Origin of the sequence: Streptomyces albofaciens JCM 4342, assembly GCF_008634025.1 — a bacterium.
In the GTDB taxonomy this organism is placed as follows: Bacteria; Actinomycetota; Actinomycetes; order Streptomycetales; family Streptomycetaceae; genus Streptomyces; species Streptomyces albofaciens.
Window position 1 is genome coordinate 1244147 of record NZ_PDCM01000002.1, and the last position, 20131, is coordinate 1264277.

The window sequence follows — 20131 nt, forward strand, 5'->3', positions numbered from 1 at the left end:
GTCGACATGTGATTCTCCGGCCCCGGTACCCGGGTTTCGCCGGTCTATCTCCCCGGGGCCCGGTGGATTGCGCGGCGCTCGCCCGCACGGTCGCCTCCGGGCGGCCTGGCCGGTTCGTTCGGCTCCGCGCGCACCGCGGAGCCCTACATTGCGTTCATGACCTCCGCGAGGACCCTGGCGTCCGCGGCCTGCGCCGCCGCGCTCGCCCTGACCGTGCCCGCCTCCGCCCCGGCCGTGCCCCGCTCCCCCGCCTCCGCGCCGGCCGCCGTCGCCCCGGCAGGGCGTCCGCTGCCCGCCCGGATGGCCGACACCGGCGGCGGCAGCCAGCTGATCACGGCCCGCGCCCCGGGCCCGCGCTCCACGGCCGGCACGGTCAGCTGGTGGCAGCGGCACGGCAAGCGCTGGCACCGGGTCGGTACGGCACCCGCGCGGTTCGGGGCGAACGGGCTGGCCGAGGGCCGTACCCGCGAACAGGGGACCTCGACCACCCCCACCGGCCTGTACGACCTGCCGTTCGCCTTCGGCCTCGCGAAGGCCCCGGCCGGTACGACGGTCCCGTACCGTCCCGTGCGCGCCTCCTCGTGGTGGTGCCAGGACAACGCCTCGGCCGCGTACAACCGGTGGGTGGATCCCCGGCCGCCGGACTGCGCGGCGGACGAGGCCGAGCGGCTGGCCGGCTATCCGAGGCAGTACAGCCGGGCCCTGGTCGTCGGCTTCAACTACCACCGCCCGGTGCGCGGCCGCGGCGCGGGCATCTTCCTGCACGTCGACGGCCGTGGGGCGACGGCGGGCTGTGTGTCCGTACCGGCCCGTGCGATGGCCCGCATCGTGTCCTGGGTGCGGCCCGCCGCCCGGCCGCACATCGCGATCGGCACGGACTCCGGCCCCACGGCGATCACCCGCTACTGACCGGGCCGGGGCTCGCCACGAGGGGGAAGTGGCAGGCGACGCGGTGCCCCGGCCCGGCCGGCTCGGTGGGTGCCGGCTCGCTGTGCGCGCAGCGGGCGCGGGCCGCCGGACAGCGGGTACGGAAGCGGCAGCCGGAGGGCGGCGCGGCGGCCGAGGGTGTCTCGCCGGTCAGCGGCGCGCCCGCGGCGGGGGCCGACGGACCAGGCGCGTCGACCGTGTCGAGGAGCCCTCGGGTGTACGGGTGCAGGGGCCGCTCGAAGACCTCGCGGGCCGGGCCGGTCTCGACCAGTTTCCCCAGGTACATCACGCCGACGGTGTCCGCGAGGTGCCGGACCACCGCCAGGTCGTGGGAGATGAACAGATACGTCAGCCCGCGGTCGCGCTGGAGGTCGCGCATGAGGTTGAGGATCTGCGCCTGTACGGACACGTCGAGCGCGGAGACCGGTTCGTCGGCGACGACGAGGGACGGGGAGAGGGCGAGCGCGCGGGCCAGGCCGAGGCGCTGGCGCTGGCCGCCGGAGAATTCGTGCGGGTAGCGGTCCACGGCGCCGCGCGGCAGGCCCACGTCGTCGAGGAGGGCGGCGACCCGCCGCTGCTGCGCGGCACGGTCGCCGATGCCCTGGATGACCAGCGGCTCGCGCAGGATGGTGCCGACGCGCATCCTGGGGTCCATGGACGCGTAGGAGTCCTGGAACATCAGCTGGACTTCGCGGCGGTGGGCGCGCAGTTCGCGGCGGGACAGGGCGCCGATGTCGCGGCCCGCGAAGCGGACCGTGCCGTCCGTCGGCGGCTCCAGGCCGACGACCAGCCGCCCGAGGGTGGACTTGCCGCAGCCGGACTCGCCCACGATGCCGAAGGTCTCGCCGCGCGTGACGGTGAGGCTGACCCCGGCGACGGCACCGACTTCCCGGGCGCCCTTGCGGCGGGCGAAGGGCCCGGCGTGCAGGGCGTAGCGCTTGGTGACGTTGTCGAGGTCGAGGAGGATGCCGGGGTCGGCGGGGCGGCGGTCCGGCGAGGGTTCCACGACGGCTGCGGGCTCCGTTGCGGCCACGGGCTCGGCGGCGGCCGGGTGGAAACACGCGTACGCATGCCCCGGGTCCCCCGCCAGGGCGGGTTCCTCCGTACGGCACTCGGCTGTCGCATGGGCGCAGCGCGGTGCGAAGCGGCAGCCGACGGGGCGGGTGAGGAGGGCGGGCGGCAGGCCGGGGATGGTGGCGAGGGGGGTGTGTCCGGCCGTGGCGCGCTCGGGGAGGGCGGCGAACAGGGCCTCGGTGTACCGGTGGCGTGGCGCCGCGAACAGGCTCCGTACGCCCGCGCGCTCGGCGACCCTGCCGCCGTACAGCACCGCGACCCGGTCCACCCGCTTGGCGATGACGCCGAGGTCGTGGGTGACCAGGATCATCGCCATGCCGAGGCGGGCGCGCAGGTCGTCGACGAGTTCCAGGATCTGGTGCTGGGTGGTGACGTCGAGGGCGGTGGTCGGCTCGTCGGCGATCAGCAGCCGCGGCTCGCACACCAGGGCCATGGCGATCGCGACGCGCTGGCGCATACCGCCGCTGAGCTGGTGCGGGTAGTTCCGCATCCGCTCGGCGGGCCGGGGCATGCCGACCAGCCGCAGCGTCTCCTCGGCCTTCGCCCAGGCGTCCCGCCGGGTCGTCTCCCGGTGCAGCAGCAGCGGTTCGGCGACCTGGGCGCCGATGGTCGTGGTCGGGTTGAGGGAGGTGAGCGGGTCCTGGAAGACCATGCCGATGGTGTTGCCGCGCACGTCCCGCAGGACGGGTTCGGGGGCGGCGGCGAGGTCCGTCGGGCCGCCGGTGCCGTCCTGGAAGAGGATGCGGCCCCCGGTGATCCGGCCGCCGTTCGGCAGCAGGCCGAGGACGGACAGCGCCGTCATGGTCTTGCCGCAGCCGGACTCGCCCACGATGCCGAGGGCTTCGCCGGGGGCGAGGTCGAGGCTGACGCCGTCCAGGGCGTGCACGGTGCGGTCGCGGCCGGTGATCTCGACGTGCAGGTCCTCGACGGCCAGCAGCGGCGCGGCGGTGCCGGGCGCGGGGCGGGCGGTCGCGGGCAGGGGGTCGGCGGTCATGGGCCCTTCCTCAGCTCTTCCGGAGGCGCACGTCGAAGGCGTCCCGCAGGCCGTCCCCGATGAAGTTGAACGCGGCGACGACGAGGACGACGGCCAGGCCCGGCGGGAAGATCAGCCACCAGTGGCCGACCTGGGTGTAGGTGATGCCGGCGGAGAGCATGGAGCCCCAGTCGGCGGCGGGCGGCGGGACGGACAGGCCCAGGAAGGAGAGGTAGGCGACGTAGAGGATGGCGTCGGCGACCTGGAAGGTGGCGTTGACGGCGACGGTTCCCACGGCGCCGGGCAGGATGTGCCGGAAGACGGCCCGGGTCCCGCCGCCGCCCATCAGGCGCATGGCGTGGACGTAGTCGCGGCTGCGCAGGGCGAGCGCCTCGCCGCGGATGAGGCGGGCCGGGGACAGCCAGGCCACCGAGGCGATGATCAGGATGAGTACGGGCTTGCCGGGAGTGACGATGGCGGCGACCACGACCAGCAGGAACAGCGCGGGGATGGCGAGCGCCGCGTCGGTGACGCGCATCATGACCGCGTCCGCCCAGCCGCCGAAGTAGCCCGCGACCGCGCCGTAGACGGTCCCGAAGAGGGTGGCCAGCAGCCCGGCGGCGAGGCCGACTTCGAGGGAGGTCTGCCCGCCGTACATCAGCCGGCCGAGCATGTCGTAGCCGAGGTCGGTGGTGCCCAGGAGGTGGCCGGGGCTGCCGGGCGGCAGGCTGGCCTGCGAGAGGTCGGTGTGGGTCTGGTCGGTGGGGTGGAGGAGCGGGCCGAGGTAGCACAGGGCCAGCAGGCCGAGCAGGACGACGGCGCCGGTGAGGGCGAGTTTGTTGCGGGTGAAGACGGCGAGGGTGCGGCGCGGCGGTCCGGGGGCGGCGGGTGCCGCGCCGGGGTCGGCGGGGCCGGCTGCTGGTGCGGTCCCGTCGCTGCTGGGCGCGTCCATGAAGGGTGCGGTCACGACACGCTCCTGATGCGGGGGTCCAGTACGGCGTAGGCGATGTCGGTGATCAGTGAGCCGAGCACGGTGGCCACGCCGACGACCAGGGTGACGCCGAGCAGGACGGGGAAGTCCGAGCCCTGGGCGGCGTTCCAGAACAGCAGCCCCATGCCCGGGTAGTTGAACATCGACTCGACGACGAGGAGGCCGCTGAAGAGGGTGGGGAGGTAGAGCCCGAGGAGGGTGGCGAGCGGGATCAGCGCGTTGCGCAGCACGTGCCGGGCCATGACGCGGGCGTTCGACTGGCCCTTGGCGCGCGCGGTGCGCACGTAGTCCTCTTCGAGGTTGTCCAGGACGGCCGAGCGCATGTAGCGGCTGAACGCGGCGATGATGCCGAGCGCGGTGGTCACCACGGGCAGGACCAGCGCGGGAGCGTCGGCGAGCAGACCGCCGACGGTGTCGGCCTGCGGTGCCTCGGCCGGGAAGATCTGGAGCTGCTGGCTGAAGACGAGGATGAGGACGAGGCCGAGGAAGAAGACCGGGGTGGCGTAGGCGAGGAAGGCGGCGCCGGTGAGCAGGTGGTCGGCGGCCCCGCCGCGGCGTACGGCCTGGAGGACGCCGAGCGGTACGGCCAGCGCGGCGGCGAGCGCGATCGACAGTCCGGCCAGCAGCGCGGACTTGGGGAGGCGTTCGCCGAGCAGCGAGGTGACGGACTGGTTGAGCTTGTAGGATGCGCCCAGGTCGCCGGTGAGCAGCCGCCCGAGGTACATCACGTACTGCTGCGGCAGGGAACGGTCGTAGCCCTGCTGGTGGTTGAAGTGGGCGACGGCCTCCGGGGTGGCCTTGACGCCGAGGATGGCGCGGGCCGGGCCGCCGGGCAGCAGGTGCAGCAGCACGAAGACGATGACGGAGACCAGCAGCAGCACGACGGCGGCCTGGGCCAGGCGCTTGGCCAGGAAGCGGATCACCGGCCCGTACCGCCCTTCTTGACGAAGTACCAGTCCTGCGGCGCGAGGCTCAGGGTGGGGTTCTGGTCGATGCCGCGCAGGTCGTTGCGGATGACGGAGACCTGGTAGGCCGGGTTGGGTGTCCAGAGGACGGGCACCTGATCGGCGGTGTAGCGGGCGTAGTCGCGCATCGCGGACGGGTCGTCGGAGTACTCGGTCTTCCTGATCAGTTCGTCGGCCTTCGGATCGGACCAGTTGCCCATGTTGGAGGGCGCGCCGGTGGCGAAGAGGGATTCGCCGCTGGCCACGGTCGGGAAGTACCAGCTGCCCTGCGTCCCGAAGAAGCCCAGCTGCCAGGCCGAGCAGACCGGTTCGGTCGTCTTGCAGGGGACGGTGGTGCCCAGGACGGTGTTCAGCGGCTGCTGCCGGATGTCCAGGGTGATGCCGGCCTTTTCCAGGGCGGACTTGATCTCCTGCACGGTGTTGGACGTCTCGGTGGAGCCGGACTGGGAGAGGAGTTCCAGGCGCAGCGGCTGCCCGGCGGTGATGTCCTTGCCGCACCGGTCCGGTCCGGTGCCGGGGCGCGCGCAGCGCAGCCGTCCGTCGGTGCGCTGCCAGCCGTGCGCGGTGAGCAGCGCTTCCGCCTTCTTCGGGTCGTACGGGAAGGGGTCGCGGTCGAGCTGCCCGGCGGGTACCGGGCCGCGGGTGGGCTCGGCGCTGCCGTGCCAGACCACGTCCGAGATCGCCCGCTGGTCGATGAGGTGCTGGAGGGCGCGGCGCAGGTAGGTCTGGCGGAGCAGCGGGCCCGCGGTGGGGTGGTTGAAGTTCAGGACGATGTAGGTGATCGCCCAGCCTTCCCACGGGTCGACGCGGTAGCCCAGCTTCTCGAAGCTCGCGGAGCGGGCCGTCACGGACGGCGGGATGTAGCCGTAGTCCACACCGCCCGCGCGCAGCACGTTGAATTCGGAATCCGCGGTGGTGAACGGTTTGAGGACGACGCGGTCGAGATGGGGTGTGTCCGGGCCGCCGTACTGCTTGTTGGGAATCAGCGACACCTGTCCGGAGGTGGTCCACTTCTCGATGCGCCAGGGTCCGCTGACGGTTTTCCAGAGCGGGTCGGTGGCGAACTCGGAGAGCTTCCCGGCGTGTTCCAGCAGGCGCGCGAAAACCTTTTTCGGGTTCTCGTCGTGCGGGTTCCATGCGTGCTTGGGCAGCGGGGTGAAATCCTGGAGCTGGTTGCCGGTGAACCAGGCGGGGTTGTACGGGCGGTCCAGGCGCAGCCGGAAGGTGTGGTCGTCCAGCACCTCGAACTTCTTGACGTTGTCGGGCAGCAGACCCGGCGAGTAGCCCGCCCACTCCTCCTTGTCGTGCTTGATCAGGTCGTACCAGAACTCCACGTCGCGGCTGGTGACGGGCGTCCCGTCGGACCAGCGGTAGCCCTTCTTGAGCGCGATGGTGACGGTGGTGTTGCGGTCGCTGTAGCGGGGCTGTTCGGCGAGGTTGCGCGGGCTGTCCATGGTCAGGCCCGCGCCCTCCTTCTCGGCCGTGTAGAGGGGCGGGTAGAGCAGGTCCTGTACGGCGTTGTTGTACGAGGCCAGGTAGCCGGCCGTACCGATCGGGAAGATCCAGTTGGGGGTGGCGGCGGGCGGCAGCGCCATGGTGGCCGTACCGCCCTCGACGCGGGTGCCGCCGGTGGTTCCGAGGCTGGTGACGGCGCCGTCCTCGGGGCCGCATCCGGTGAGCGTGGCGGCGCCCAGCAGCAGTGCGGCCAGGGCGCCGAGCAGGGCGTGGACGGGGCCGCGTCGGCGGGTGCTGCGCGGGCCCATGCTGCCTCCGGAAGGTCGGCCGGTGGAAGAGTGCGAGAAAAGTACGGACGGCCGGGAAAAGAAGTCAAGGGTCTGGCAGAACATCGCCAATTGGTGTGGACTGAAAGCCACTTGCTCCCTGGTCTTTGTTCGGCTGCCGAAGAAAGACCAGGACCGTATTCCGACGTTCTCCGCGAAGGGCGCCGTAGATGACCGCCGCTGAGATCCCGCCATGACCACCACCGAACCCGGCTCCGCCGCGCACGTCCTCGAACTCGTCGCGACCGGCACCGCCCGCTCGCGCGCCGACCTCGTACGGGAACTGGGGCTCGCCGCCTCCACCGTCTCCGCCCGCGTCCAGGAACTGGTCGACGCCGGGCTGCTGACCGAGTCCGGGGAAGGCGCCTCGCGCGGCGGGCGCCGCCCGCGGCTGCTGCGCGTCCCGGACGGCGGCACCGTCGCGCTCGCCGCCGACCTGGGCAGCCACCACATCCGTACCGGCGCGGTCGGCCTGACCGGAACCGGCTACGACATCGACGAGTGCGCCTTCGACCTGACGGCCGGACCGGAACCGGCCGTCGGCCTGCTCGCCGAGCGGCTGACCGCGCTGGCCGCCCGGCAGCGCGCGGCGGGCCGCGCCGTGTGCGGGGTGGGCGTCGGCTTCCCCGGGCCCGTCGATCCCGCGTCCGGCCGGGTCATCGCCCCGTCCCGGATGCCGGGCTGGCATCTGTACGCGCTGCGCGACCGGCTCGCCGAGCGGACCGGCCTGCCGGTCCTGGTCGACAACGACGCCAACGTCCTGGCCCTGGGCGAGCACCGGGCCGCCCACCCGGACCTGCGGCACCTGGTCGTGGTCAAGGCGGGCCGCGGCATCGGCTCCGGGGTGATCAGCCACGGCCGGCTCTACCGGGGCGCCCGCGGCTGCGCCGGCGACATCAGCCACGTACGGGTGGACGCCGCCGCCGAACGCCCCTGCTCCTGCGGGAACATCGGCTGCCTGGAGACCGTGGCCAGCGGCGCGGCCATCGCCGCCGCCCTGCGCGAGCGGGGCACCGGCGCGGACTCCACCACCGACATCCTGCGGCTCGTCGAGAACGGCGAACCGCACGCCACCACCCTGGTGCGGCAGGCCGGGCGGCACATCGGCGCGGTGCTGGGCGTGGTGGTGAACTTCTTCAACCCGCAGGCCGTGGTGCTGGGCGGCGCGCTGTCCGCCGCGGAACCGCTGGTCGCGGCCGTGCGCGGGGTGCTGTACGAGCGCTGTCTGCCGATGGCCACGAGCGAGCTGTCCATCGTGGCCGCGAGCCGCGGCCCGGACGCGGGCCTGCTCGGTGCCGGACACGCCGCACTGCGCGAACTGGCCGCCGGCGGCGGGCTGCCGCTCGTACGGACCTGACGCCTCTCCGAGAAGACACCCCCACGAAGACTCTCCCCACGAAAGGTGCACCACCGACATGCGCATCGCGATCGGCGGCATGGCCATCGAGTCCAGCCAGTTCTGCCCGCACCGCTCGGCGTACGACGACTTCCGCGTCACCCGTGGCGCCGGCCTGCTGGCGCGCTACGCGTGGACCCGGCCGGACGGCGGCTTCGGGACGGAGGTGGAGTGGGTGCCGCTGGTGCACGCGGTGGCGCTGCCCGGCGGGCCCGTCGAGCGGGAGACGTACGACCGGATCAAGTCCGAACTGGTCACCCGCGTCCGGGAAGCCGGGCCGCTGGACGGCCTGGTGTACGACATCCACGGCGCCATGAGCGTCACCGGCCTGGACGACGCCGAGGCGGACCTCACCGAGGCCGTACGGGACGCGCTCGGCCCCGACGCGCTCATCTCGGCCGCCATGGACCTGCACGGCAACGTCTCGCGCCGCTTCGCCGGCCACCTCGACCTGCTCACCGCGCACCGGCTGGCCCCGCACGAGGACGCCTGGGAGACCCGCGAGCGGGCCGCCCGCAAGCTGGTCGAACGGCTGGCGTCCGGCAAGGGCCGCCCGTACCGCGCCTGGGTGCAGGTCCCGGTGCTGCTGCCCGGCGAGAAGACCAGCACCCGCCTGGAGCCGGCCAAGTCCCTCTACGGCAGGCTCGCCGCGGTCGAGGCGCTGGACGGCATCGTCGACGCGGCCGTGTGGGTGGGGTACGCCTGGGCCGACGAGGAGCGCTGCCGGGCCGCGGTGGTGGTGACCGGCGACGACCCGGACCTGGCGCTCGCCCAGGCCCGGAGCATCGCCCAGGAGTACTGGGACGTGCGCCGCGGCTTCGTCTTCGCCGGCCCGACCGGCGACGCCGACACCTGCATAGCGCGCGCCGTGGCGTCCTCCGCCCGCCCGTTCCTGATCAGCGACTCCGGCGACAACCCGACCGCGGGCGGCGCGGGCGACCTCGCGTACATGCTGGGCCGTCTGCTGGCGCACGAGGACCTGGCGAGCGGGCGGGTCACCGCGCTGCACCCCGGCATCACCGACCCGGCGGCCGTGGCCGCGTGCTTCGAGGCCGGGGCCGGCGCGCGGGTGACGCTGAAGGTCGGCGGCCACGTCAGCGCGGGCACCGGCCCGCACGCCGAGCCGTACGAGCTGACCGGCACCGTCACCGCCCTGCGGGAGCCCGCCGCGCCCGCGCCCGGGGCCCCGCGCGGCAACCCCGCGTACGACGGGGGCGGCCGCGGTGCCGTGGTGACCTGCGGCGGGGTGACCGCCGTCCTCACCGAGCGGCGCACGCCGTTCCACACCCGTGCCGACTTCGCCCCGCTGGACCCGGCCGCGTACGACATCGTCGTGGTGAAGATCGGCTATCTGGAGCCGGAGCTGCACGAGCTGGCCGCCGACTGGCTGCTCGCCCTCACCCCCGGCGGCGTGGACCAGGACCTGCTGCGGCTGGGGCACCACCGGGTGGCCCGCCCCCTCTACCCGTTCGACGACGCGGGCTTCGAGGACCCGGACCTGACGCCGGTGCTGCTCTGACCGGCACCGACGACCTCCGGACCGGCACCGGAACCCGGCGGACCGGCGCCAGAGCCCCCAGGCCCGGCGCCGGGGTCCTCCGGCGTACGAAAACGGCCGAACGGGCCAGTACGGCCGATATGTGCGGCGCCCGTGCATGACGGCCCGTACGGTGGAGAGGCGCTCCCTGATCACCTTTCCCCCGACGGAGGGCCCCGATGGAGTCGCCGACCCCGCTCACCGAAAGCGATCTGCTCGATCTCGACGCCCACTGGCGGGCGCTGAACTACCTCGCCGCCGGCCAGATCTACCTGACCGGCAACCCGCTGCTCACCGAGGACCTGCGGCCCGAGCACATCAAGCCGCGGCTGCTCGGGCACTGGGGCACCTGCCCCGGCCTGAACCTCGTCTACACCCACGTCAACCGGGTCATCAGCACCCACGGGCAGGACGCGGTGTGCGTGTGGGGCCCGGGGCACGGCGGGCCCTCGGTGTTCGCCGGGGCGTGGCTGGAGGGCACGTACGGGGAGCTGAACCCGGACGTCTCGCGGGACGCGGCCGGGATGGCGCGGCTGTTCCGGCAGTTCTCGTTCCCCGGCGGGGTGCCCAGCCACGCCGCGCCGAACGTGCCGGGCTCGTTCCACGAGGGCGGCGAGCTGGGCTACTCGCTCTCGCACGCGTACGGTGCCGCGCTGGACAACCCGGATCTGCTGGTGGCCTGTGTGATCGGCGACGGCGAGGCGGAGACCGGGCCGCTGGCCGCCTCCTGGCACGCGAACAAGTTCCTGGACCCGCGGCACGACGGCGCCGTGCTGCCGATCCTGCACCTGAACGGCTACAAGATCGCCAATCCCACGGTCCTCGCCCGGCTGGACGAGGACGAGCTGGACGCGCTGCTGCGCGGCTACGGCCACGAACCGCTGTTCGTCACCGGCTCCGATCCCGCGCAGGTGCACCGCGACATGGCCGCGGCCATGGACACCGCGCTGCACCGCATCCGCGCGGCGCAGCGCGCCGCCCGGGACGGCGACGAGCGGGAACGGCCCCGCTGGCCGGCGATCGTGCTGCGCACCCCCAAGGGCTGGACCGGCCCCGGCGAGGTGGACGGCACCCCCGTCGAGGGCACCTGGCGCGCCCATCAGGTGCCGCTGTCCGGGGTGCGCGACAACCCGGACCACCTGCGCCAGCTGGAGGGCTGGCTGCGCTCGTACGCGCCGGACGAACTCTTCGACGGCGACGGCCGCCCGGTGGACCGGGTGCTGGCCTGCGTACCGAGCGGTGACCGGCGGCTCGGCGCCTCCCCGCACGCCAACGGCGGCCGCCTCGTCCGTACGCTGCCGCTGCCCGACCCCGAGAAGTACGCCGTGCCCGTCGACAAGCCCGGCACCCAGATGCACGAGCCGACCCGCGTCCTCGGCGGCCTGCTGCGCGACCTGATGGAGCGGACCGCGGACCGGCGCGACTTCCGCCTGTTCGGCCCGGACGAGACGGCCTCCAACCGCCTCCAGGACGTGTACACCGCCACCGACAAGACGTGGCAGGCGCGGACCGAGCCCACCGACGAGCACCTGGGGCGGCACGGGCGCGTGATGGAGGTGCTCTCGGAGCACCTGTGCCAGGGCTGGCTGGAGGGCTATGTGCTCTCCGGGCGGCACGGGCTGTTCTCCTCGTACGAGGCGTTCGCGCACATCGTGTCGAGCATGGCCTCCCAGCACGTCAAGTGGCTCCAGGCGGCCCGCTCCATCCCCTGGCGGCGCCCGGTCGCGGGCCTGAACTACCTGCTGACCTCGCACGTCTGGCGCCAGGACCACAACGGCTTCTCGCACCAGGACCCCGGCTTCGTCGACCACATCCTCAACAAGGACCCGCACACCGTACGGGTCTACCTGCCGCCGGACGCCAACAGCCTGCTGTGCGTGGCCGACCATGTGCTGCGCACCCGGGACGTGCTCAACGTGGTGGTCGCGGGCAAGCAGCCGTGCTTCGACTGGCTGGACATCGAGCAGGCGCGGGCGCACTGCGCGCGCGGCGCGGGCATCTGGGAGTGGGCGGGCACCGAGCGGCCCGGCACCCGCCCCGACGTGGTGCTCGCCTGCGCCGGTGACGTGCCGACGCAGGAGACGCTGGCCGCCGCCTCGCTGCTGCGCGCCCACCTGCCGGAGCTGTCCGTACGGGTCGTCAACGTCGTCGACATGACCCGGCTGCAACCGAACGAGGAGCATCCGCACGGGCTGACGGAGCGGGAGTTCGAGGCGCTGCTGCCGCACGACGTGCCGGTGGTGTTCGCGTACCACGGCTACCCCTGGCTGGTGCACCGGCTCACCTACCGCCGGGCCGTCCACCCCCATCTGCACGTGCGCGGCTACAAGGAGATGGGCACCACGACCACGCCGTTCGACATGGTGGTCACCAACGACCTGGACCGCTACCGGCTGGTGATGGACGTCATCGACCGGGTGCCGGGGCTGGCCGTGCGGGCCGCCGGGGTGCGGCAGGCGATGGCCGACGTACGGCAGCGCCACCACGACTGGATCCGCGAGCACGGCACGGACCTGCCGGAGGTCGAGGAGTGGAGCTGGCCGGGCGGCGGGCGGTGACGGGGCGGTGACGGGGCGCGGCCCGCACGGGACGGGCCGCCGGCCGCTCCACGCTCCGGAGGCACGGCCCGGTCGCCGCGCCTACCAGGGCACGACCTGCCCCTGGTGGTCCACGAAGTGGAGGCCGGGCTTCCCCCGGTGGCTCTCCATCGTCTCCACCACCCCGGGGACGCTCTCCTCCACGCTGAGCTCCGCCTCGGCACCGCCCAGTTCGGTACGCACCCAGCCCGGGTCCATCAACAGCAGCGTCCGCGGGTCACCGGCGTAACGGGCGGCGTAGCAGCGCATCAGCTGGTTCAGCGCGGACTTGCCAGCCCGGTACAGGTCCTGCCCGCCGTCCGTGTTCAGGCTGACGCTCCCCTGGTCGGAGGACACGACGCCGATGGTCCCGGCCGGCGCCGCCAGCGGGCGCAGCCACTCCACGACGCGCATCGGGCCGAGCGCGTTGGTGAGCATGACCTCGGTGAACATCTCCGCCGGGACCTCGCCGATCGGGATGTCGCCCCGCGTGATGGCGGCGTTGACGAAGAGCAGGTCGAGGGAGCGCGGCGCCGGCCGGTCGCGCAGGGCCGAGATCTGTTCGGGAGCGGTCATCTCCAGCGACTCGACGGTCAGCCGCCCGCCGGCGGTGTCGGCGAGGTCGTGCAGTCCGGTGCGCCCGCCGCCGCGGACCGTGCCGATGACGTCCCAGCCACGGCGGAGGTACTCGGCGGCGAGCCCGAGGCCCAGGGTCCGGGAGGCCCCGACGATGAGGGCGGTCTTGCGGGTGCCGGTCATGGGGTTCCTGTTCGTGGGTCATCGGCGTCGTACGGCATGACGAGCGGGAACCCCAGTCTTCGGACGGCCCGTCCGGGCGTCCCATACCCTTGCGACCGCATTGATACCGTCACGGCATGGATCTGGACCTGCGCAAGCTCCGCTACTTCCGCGCGGTGGCCGAGCACCGGCACTTCGGCCGGGCGGCACAGGAGCTGTTCGTCGCCCAGCCGGTGCTCAGCCGGCAGATCCGCGCGTTCGAACAGGAGCTGGGCTGCGCGCTGTTCACGCGGAGCACGCGCAGCGTCGAACTGACCCCGGCGGGGCGGCGGTTGTACGACGAGGCGCCGCGGATCACCGCGGTGGTGGACACGGCGCTGCGGCGCGTCCACGAGGCCGGGCGGGGCGCACAGCGGCTCGTGGTCGCCTTCTCGCCCGGCCTCCACGTGGCGGACGCGATCCGGGCGTTCACGGCGCGCCACCCGGCGGTCGCGATCGATGTCTTCCCGCTGCGCTGGTGGGAGCGGGACGCGCCGCTGCGCGACGGCCGCGCGGACGTCGGGTACCTCCGGCACCCCTTCGACGACACGGGGCTGCGCACCGTCCCCATCGGCCACGAGACCAAGGTCGCGTGCCTGCCCGTGACGCATCCGCTCGCCGGCCGCCCCGCCCTCACCTCGGCCGATCTCGACGGCGAGCCGGTCCTCGACGTCCGGACGCGGCGGACGTCCTCCCTGGAGGAGAAGTTCGAGCTGATCGCCTCCGGCCAGGGCATCGCGCTCGTCCCCCTCAGCGTCGCGGGCTCGTACTCCCGGCCCGGCCTGGTCTACCTGCCCGTCACCGACGCCCCGCCCGTCGGCACCTGCCTGGCGGCACCCGAGGGCAACTGCACCGGCCTCGTACGGGACTTCCTGGACCTCGCCACCGCGATACTGCGCCGCCCGGCCAACGCACCGCAGCCCTCGTCAGGGCTTCGGGTCGCGGGCGTCGTAGCGGGCGAAGTCGCGCCGCCACAGGCCGAGGAGCAGCACCGCCACGACGCAGGCCAGGCCGCCGCCGACGACCGCCGCGGCAGGTGAGGCGAGGTCGGCCGCCGAGCCGGCCAGGAAGTCACCGAGCCGGGGCCCGCCGGCGACCACGACGATGAAGACGCCCTGGAGGCGGCCGCGCATCCGGTCCGGCGCGGCGGCCTGGAGCATGGTGCCGCGGAAGACCATCGAGATGGTGTCGGCGCACCCGGCGACGGCCAGGAAGAACAGGCCGAGCCACAGGTGACGGGTGAGGCCGAAGCAGGCGACGGCCGCTCCCCAGGCGACGACCGCGACCAGGATGGCCAGGCCGTGCCGGCGGACCGTACCGAGCCAGCCGGAGAACAGCGCGCCGAGCACCGCGCCGACCGCGGGCGCCGCGACGAGCAGCCCCACCGTCTTCGCGTCACCGCCGAACCAGAGCACGGCGACGGCGGGGAACAGCGCGCGGGGCTGTGCCAGCACCATGGCCGCGAGGTCGGCGAAGAAGGTCATGCGCAGATTCGGCCGGGTGGCCAGGAAGCGCAGCCCCTCCAGGACGGAGGGCCGGCGCGGCGTGCCCTCGTCACCGTGGTCGGGGCGCATGGCGGGCAGCCGCCACATCGCGTACAGGGCGGCGGTGAAGGTCACCACGTCGATCAGGTACGCGGCCTGGTAGCCCCACAGGCCGACGAAGACACCGCCCAGCATCGGCCCGCCCATCATCCCGAGGTTGCTGGTGAGCGAGTTGAGGGCGTTGGCGGCGGGCAGCTGCTCGGGCGGCAGCAGGCGCGGGATCATCGACGAGCGGGCGGGCGAGTTCATCGCGAAGCAGACGGCCTGGAGGGCGACGACCGTGTAGAGCACCCAGACCTGCCGCACGTCCAGCAGCGCGGCGGCGGCCAGCGCCACGGACAGCACGGTGGCGCCCACCGCGGTGTACATGCCCAGTTTGCGGCGGTCGACGGTGTCGGCGATGGCACCGCCGTACAGCCCGAAGACGATCAGCGGCACCAGCGAGCACAGGCCCACCGCGCCGACGGCGAAGGTGGAGCCGGTCAGGTCGTACACCTGGAGGGAGACCGCCAGCGCGGTCATCTGCTGGCCGACCCAGGAGACGGTGTTCCCGAACCACAGGCGGCGGTAGTGGACCGAGGTGCGCAGCGGCGTGATGTCGGCGAAGACGCGGGCGCGCAGCGGTGGACGGGACTTCGGTGTGGAGGGGGATATGGCAGGAGTCACGGGGCAGTAAAGCATGGTCGGTGGGTTTGCCACTTACCTGCGTGAGGTGTTCCACACCGCCCCGGACGGCCGCCGGGCCCCGCCTCACCCTCCCGAAAGCCCGTAGACCCGCCGCGCGTTGCCCGCCCCCACCAGCCCCGCGACCCGTGTCGCGTCCGCCGCCGACCAGGCGCCGGAGCGCACCCAGCCGCCGAGCACCTCCTCCAGTGCCGTGCGGAAGGCGGCGCTGCCGACCGTGTACAGCTCCGGGAGGCCGTAGGCGTCGGTGGAGAAGAGGAGTTTGCCGAAGGGGGTCAGTTCGAGGAAGGCGGCCAGGACGGCGGTCGCACCCGGGCCGGTGTGGCCGAGGGACAGGCCGACGTCGGCGTACACGTGCGGGAAGGCGTGGGCCAGGTAGCCGGCCTGGCGGTGGTACGGGTAGCAGTGCAGCAGGACCAGGTCCGTGCCGGTGCCCGCGGTGGCGTGGGCGAAGTCGGTGAGCAGGGCCGGGTCGCTGTGGTGCAGGCGCAGGTCGGGGTCGCCGAAGCCGGTGTGCAGCTGGAGGGGGCGGCCGGTGGCGATGGCGAGCCACAGCAGGTGGCGCAGGAGGACCGGGTCGGTGAGGCGGTGGGTGCCCGTCGCGAGCCAGGTGCGGGCGGCGGTCGCCACGTCGGCGGCGGTGGGCGGTTCGGGGGCCAGGGCCAGCCCGTGGCGGTAGGCGGCGACGGACTTGAAGCCGACGGCGGTGCGCGCCGCGTCCCGTACGGCGTCGGCGAGCCCGGCCGTGAACACCTCCGCGGACGCGTCCGCGGCCTCCTCCCCCGCCGCCCGTACGCCCGCCGCGACCCGTTCCGCGAGCGTCTCCAGGCGGACGATCTCGTGCCCGGTGCCGCCGCCCGCCTCGGCCGTCTCGTGGGCTCCGGTGAGGTCGCCGGGCAGGCCAGTGTCGACCAGGTACGTGCCGATGCCGGTGCCGCCCAGCAGCAGGCGCCGTGTCTCGGCCGCGCCCAGTTCGCGCCGCCGGGCGAGGTACTCGCCGGGTGTGCAGTGCGGTGCGAGGCCGAGCAGCGGCGGGCACCAGCGGCGTACGGCGAAGCCCGTCTGGGTGTCGAAGAAGGTGGTGCCCGCGGCCGCGGGCCGGTCGGACTCGGTGAGGTACGACTCGAAGTCGGCGGCCGACAGGGCGCCGCGCAGCACGCCGTGGCAGTGCTGGTCGACGAGCGGCGGCAGGTCGAAAGCGCCGGTGCCGCCCGGTCCGGCCGTGGTCATCGGTGCCTCCAGGTGGTCATCAGTACCTCCAGCGGGTCGCGGCGGCGATCTCCTCGGGCCCGATGTCGGCGAAGTGCGCCGCCTCGGCGCGGCGGACCGCGATCACCGCGCCGTGCAGCACCTCGCCCATGGCCTCGGCCAGCGTGCCGGAGCGGGCCAGCAGGTCGGTGGACTCGGTGAGCGAGGCGGGCAGGCGGACGATGCCGCGCCGGGCGCGTTCGCGGACGCCCAGGGCGCCCGGGTCGCCGCTGACCGGCGGCGGCAGTTCGGCGCCCGCGGACAGGCCGTGCAGCCCGGCGGCGATCACCGTGCCGACGGCGAGGTACGGGTTGGCGGCGGCGTCGAACGGCTTGACCTCGGCGTGCCCGCCGTCCGGGTCGCCGGGCGCGCCGATGACCAGCCGCAGCGCGGCCTCCCGGTTCTCCACGCCCCAGCACTGGTAGGCGCCCACCCACATGGAGGGAGCCAGCCGCAGGTAACTGGCGGGCGAGGGGCAGCCGACGGCGAGCAGGGCGGGCAGTGCCTCCAGGATGCCGCCGAGGAAGCGTACGGCGTCCGGGTCCAGGCTCCACCGGGCGTCCGGGTCCCGGTGCAGGCTGCGTTCACCGCGGCGCAGGCTGAGGTGGAGGTGGCAGCCGTTGCCGACCTGACCGGCGACGACCGAGGGCGCGAAACTGGCGCGCAGGCCGTGCCGCAGCGAGACGGCCCGTACGGTCTCGCGGACGAGCACCAGGTCGTCGGCGGCGCGCAGCGGGTCGGCCGGTGCGGTGGACACCTCGAACTGGCCCGGCGCGTACTCGGGGTGGAGCTGGAACACCTCCACGCCCTGGAGGGCCAGCGCCTCGGCCACATCGCGGAGGTAGTCGGAGAGTTCGACGACGCGCGTCATGCCGTAGGCGGGGCCGGCGCACGGGTACTCCAGGGGTTCGCCGGTGCCCACGGCCCCGTCGAGGCGCCCGCCGTCCGCCGCCCCGGCCGGCCACCGGTCGTGCACCGGCGCCCGGCTGACGACCCATTCGGTCTCGAACCCCATCCGCAGGGTCAGGCCCGCGTCGGCGGCGCGTTCCACCATGCGGCGGGCGAACTGCCGCTGGCAGCCGGGGTGGGGCGTGCCGAGCTGGTCGTAGCGGTCGACCGGTGCCCAGGCCCAGCCGGGCTGTGCGGCGAGGACGGTGAGCCGCTCCAGGTCGGGGAAGAGCCGCAGATCGCCGTCGGGGCCGCCGAGGTGGGCGGAGGTGGTGATGGCGTCGTCGGAGGTGAAGACGTCGAAGACCGGTGACATGCCGACACCGCGCTGGACGGCGGGTGCCAGCCGGGCGGTCGGCACGGTTTTCGTACGGGTGATGCCCGCGTTGTCCACCCAGGTCAGGGCGATGGCACGGACGTGTTCCGCGTCCAGGCGCGCCGCCGTCTGGCGGGCGTCGCCCCACTGTTGCGCCGGCACCGGTCCCATGGCGCGTGTCCCCTCGCTCGGCGGCCGGTCGGGCCGGACGGCTCCCCGTTTCCCGTACGGTCCGATCGGCCGGTCACGGACAGTCGAACTCGCACCATACGCACTTTCCGGTGCCGCGCGGCTCCACACCCCATACATCCGCCAGCCGGTCCACCAGGAGCAGCCCGCGGCCGGACATCGCGGCCTCGTCGGCGTCGCGGCGCCGGGGCAGCGCGCTGGAGCGGTCGGCCACCTCCAGCCGCAGTCGCCGGTCGGTGCCGTGCGGCATCCGTACGGTCACCAGCGCCGCGCCGTCGGTGTGCAGGAGCGCGTTGGTGATCAGTTCGTCGGCGGCCAGCTCGACCTCCTCGGCGCGCTCCCGGGCGCCCCAGGCCCGTACCGCGGAGCGGATCATGTGGCGGGCGGCGGACAGCCCCTGGGGGTCGTCGGGTGCGACGTGCTGCTGGAGCCGGCCGGCCGCCGGTGCGACGGGCTCGCCGCCGCGCCGCAGGATCAGCATCGCCATGTCGTCGTCGCCGGGCCGCTCGGCCGCCAGGTCGCACAGCCGGTCGGCCAGCCGCTGTACGTCCTGCGGGCCGTCGCGGACCACTCTGGCCAGGTGCCGCACGCCCTCCTCGATGTCGGCACCGGGCTGTTCCACCAGCCCGTCGGTGTACAGGACGAGGGTCTCGCCGACGGCCAGGTGGACGGTGGTGACGGGGTAGTCCAGGTCCCGGAAGCCGGTCGCGATGCCGAGCGGGAGGCCGCCGGTCACCTCCAGGCGGCGGCAGTGGCCCTCGGCGTGCCGCAGCAGCGGGTCCACGTGTCCGGCGCGCACCAGCCGCACCGTGCCGGCGGTCAGGTCGGCCTCCGCGTAGGTGCAGGTGGCGAAGCGGTCGGTGTCCAGTTCGCCGAGGAAGGCGGAGGCGCGGGCCATGACGGTGGCGGGGGCGTGGCCCTCGGCGGCGTAGGCGCGCAGCACGATGCGCAGCTGGCCCATGACGGTCGCGGCGTGGGTGTCGTGCCCCTGGACGTCCCCGATCACGGCGGCGACCCGGCCCTCGGGCAGCGGGATCACGTCGTACCAGTCGCCGCCGATGTCCCGGCCGATGCGGGCGGCGCGGTAGCGGACGGCGATCTGGGCGCCGGGGATGCCGGGGATGCGGCGCGGCAGCATGGCCTGCTGGAGGCCCTCGGCGAGGTCGTGCTCCTGGTCGTAGAGCATGGCGCGGGCCAGGCTCTGCGCGACGCTGGAGCCGAGCGCGAGCAGGAGATTGCGCTCCTGTACGCCGAACGGGTTCTCCGAGCGGTAGAACAGCCCCACCACGCCGATCGGCCGGGCCTGCGCGATGAGCGGCAGATACGCGGCGGAGCCGAAGTCCATCCGTTCGAGGTGCGGCCAGAGCGCGGGGTAGCGCTCGGCGAACTCGGCGCGGGAGCGGATGAAGCAGGGCGTGAGGGTGCGCACCACCTCGCTCATCGGGTACTCGTCCTCGACCCGCAGCACCTCCTGCTGCGGTACGAAGCTGCCCGCCTGCCCCTCGTGGACCACCCGGATGCGGCCCGCCTCGACCAGGCCGACGATGACGTTCCGCGCGCCCAGCCGGGTCAGCGCCTGGTCGTCGCCGAGCACGTCGATGACGTCCCGGACGGTGCGGGCGTGGGCCAGCGCGGCCGTGGTGCGCTCCACCAGGCCGGTGTTGCGCAGTCTGCGCGCGTGCGCCTGGGCGCGTTCCGCGGCCTGGGCGTACTCCTGGCTGGCGTCCCGGACGACGCCGATGACGCGGCGCGCCCGGCCGTCCTCGTCCCGGCGGATGCTGGCCTGGGTGTGGGTCCAGCGCACCGCGCCGTCCCGCAGCCGGACGCGGAAGTAGGCGCCGTAGGAGTCGCTGCCGTCCTTCAGGGACCGGGTGACGACGGCGTCCAGGCGGGCCGCCTCGTCCGGCGGCAGACGGCAGGCCAGGGTGGCCGGATCGGAGTCGTACTCCTCCGGCCGCAGGTCGAAGACCTCAAGAGCGGAGCCGTCCATGTGCATACGGCCGCTGTCGAGGTCCCAGTCGAAGCCGCCCATGCCGTTCAGGGCCAGGGTCAGGTCCGGGTGGGCCGGCCAGTCGTCCGGCACCGACACGGCCGACGGCTTCGCACCCCGGTCAGCCATGTCCGCCACTTTGCCACATTCCTCCGCTTTACGGGCGGTGGGGCAGCCGCGGCCCGGCCGGTCGGGCTCGCCCTGACTTGCGCATC

General features: G+C 74.0%; 14 protein-coding genes. 5 read left to right on the forward strand and 9 right to left on the reverse strand.

Annotation, left to right across the window (positions count from 1 at the left end):
• Window positions 1-156: 156 nt before the first annotated feature.
• Entirely contained in the window at window positions 157-909 is a 753-nt protein-coding gene (locus CP973_RS25785; RefSeq protein ID WP_150245838.1) for a L,D-transpeptidase family protein, read from the forward strand.
• On the opposite strand, the gene CP973_RS25790 is transcribed toward CP973_RS25785, so the two are convergent.
• From CP973_RS25790 to CP973_RS25805, 4 genes are read right to left on the reverse strand one after another with little or no spacing between them, the layout of a single operon-like run.
• On the reverse strand, window positions 896-2995 hold the full coding sequence (locus tag CP973_RS25790) for an ABC transporter ATP-binding protein (protein WP_150245841.1): 2100 nt from the start codon (window positions 2993-2995) through the stop codon (window positions 896-898). The genes CP973_RS25785 and CP973_RS25790 overlap by 14 nt on opposite strands.
• Window positions 2996-3005: 10 nt before the next feature.
• The gene (locus CP973_RS25795) at window positions 3006-3926 is read right to left on the reverse strand and encodes an ABC transporter permease (RefSeq protein WP_167538622.1); all 921 of its coding nucleotides are present in this window, start codon (window positions 3924-3926) and stop codon (window positions 3006-3008) included.
• 11 nt (window positions 3927-3937) lie between these two features.
• Complete coding sequence (locus tag CP973_RS25800; protein ID WP_150245847.1) at window positions 3938-4888, reverse strand: ABC transporter permease; 951 nt, start codon at window positions 4886-4888, stop codon at window positions 3938-3940.
• Window positions 4885-6693 (reverse strand): peptide ABC transporter substrate-binding protein, encoded by a 1809-nt coding sequence (locus CP973_RS25805; protein ID WP_150245850.1) that lies wholly within the window; start codon window positions 6691-6693, stop codon window positions 4885-4887. Before CP973_RS25805 ends, CP973_RS25800 begins: the two co-directional genes overlap by 4 nt.
• 211 nt (window positions 6694-6904) lie before the next feature.
• On the opposite strand from CP973_RS25805, the gene CP973_RS25810 reads away from it, so the two are divergent.
• From CP973_RS25810 to CP973_RS25820, 3 genes are all read left to right on the forward strand, one after another.
• Window positions 6905-8068 (forward strand): ROK family transcriptional regulator, encoded by a 1164-nt coding sequence (locus CP973_RS25810; RefSeq protein WP_150245853.1) that lies wholly within the window; start codon window positions 6905-6907, stop codon window positions 8066-8068.
• A 58-nt stretch (window positions 8069-8126) separates the two neighbouring features.
• Window positions 8127-9626 carry a M81 family metallopeptidase gene (locus CP973_RS25815; protein WP_150245856.1) on the forward strand — a complete coding sequence of 500 codons (1500 nt, stop codon included), beginning with the start codon at window positions 8127-8129 and terminating at the stop codon, window positions 9624-9626.
• 197 nt (window positions 9627-9823) lie between these two features.
• Complete coding sequence (locus tag CP973_RS25820) at window positions 9824-12202, forward strand: phosphoketolase family protein (RefSeq protein WP_150245858.1); 2379 nt, start codon at window positions 9824-9826, stop codon at window positions 12200-12202.
• Window positions 12203-12283: 81 nt separating this feature from the next.
• Here CP973_RS25820 and CP973_RS25825 read toward each other — a convergent pair whose 3' ends face one another.
• Window positions 12284-12979, reverse strand: a complete 696-nt coding sequence (locus CP973_RS25825) for an SDR family NAD(P)-dependent oxidoreductase (protein ID WP_150245861.1) — start codon at window positions 12977-12979, stop codon at window positions 12284-12286.
• Window positions 12980-13095: 116 nt separating this feature from the next.
• Here CP973_RS25825 and CP973_RS25830 point away from each other — a divergent pair, with 116 nt between their 5' ends.
• Window positions 13096-14037 (forward strand): LysR family transcriptional regulator, encoded by a 942-nt coding sequence (locus CP973_RS25830; protein ID WP_150245866.1) that lies wholly within the window; start codon window positions 13096-13098, stop codon window positions 14035-14037.
• Here the strand turns inward: CP973_RS25830 and CP973_RS25835 are convergent.
• From CP973_RS25835 to CP973_RS25850, 4 genes are all read right to left on the reverse strand, one after another.
• Window positions 13924-15222 (reverse strand): MFS transporter, encoded by a 1299-nt coding sequence (locus CP973_RS25835; protein ID WP_150245869.1) that lies wholly within the window; start codon window positions 15220-15222, stop codon window positions 13924-13926. The genes CP973_RS25830 and CP973_RS25835 overlap by 114 nt on opposite strands.
• Window positions 15223-15291: 69 nt before the next feature.
• Window positions 15292-16455: an amidohydrolase family protein gene (locus tag CP973_RS25840; protein WP_150245872.1), complete on the reverse strand. Its 1164-nt coding sequence runs from the start codon at window positions 16453-16455 to the stop codon at window positions 15292-15294.
• Window positions 16456-16474: 19 nt separating this feature from the next.
• Window positions 16475-17908, reverse strand: coding sequence for a glutamine synthetase family protein (locus tag CP973_RS25845; RefSeq protein ID WP_150245875.1), 1434 nt, complete (start codon window positions 17906-17908; stop codon window positions 16475-16477).
• Window positions 17909-17981: 73 nt separating this feature from the next.
• Window positions 17982-20045: a SpoIIE family protein phosphatase gene (locus tag CP973_RS25850; RefSeq protein WP_150245878.1), complete on the reverse strand. Its 2064-nt coding sequence runs from the start codon at window positions 20043-20045 to the stop codon at window positions 17982-17984.
• Between the last annotated feature and the right edge of the window lie 86 nt (window positions 20046-20131).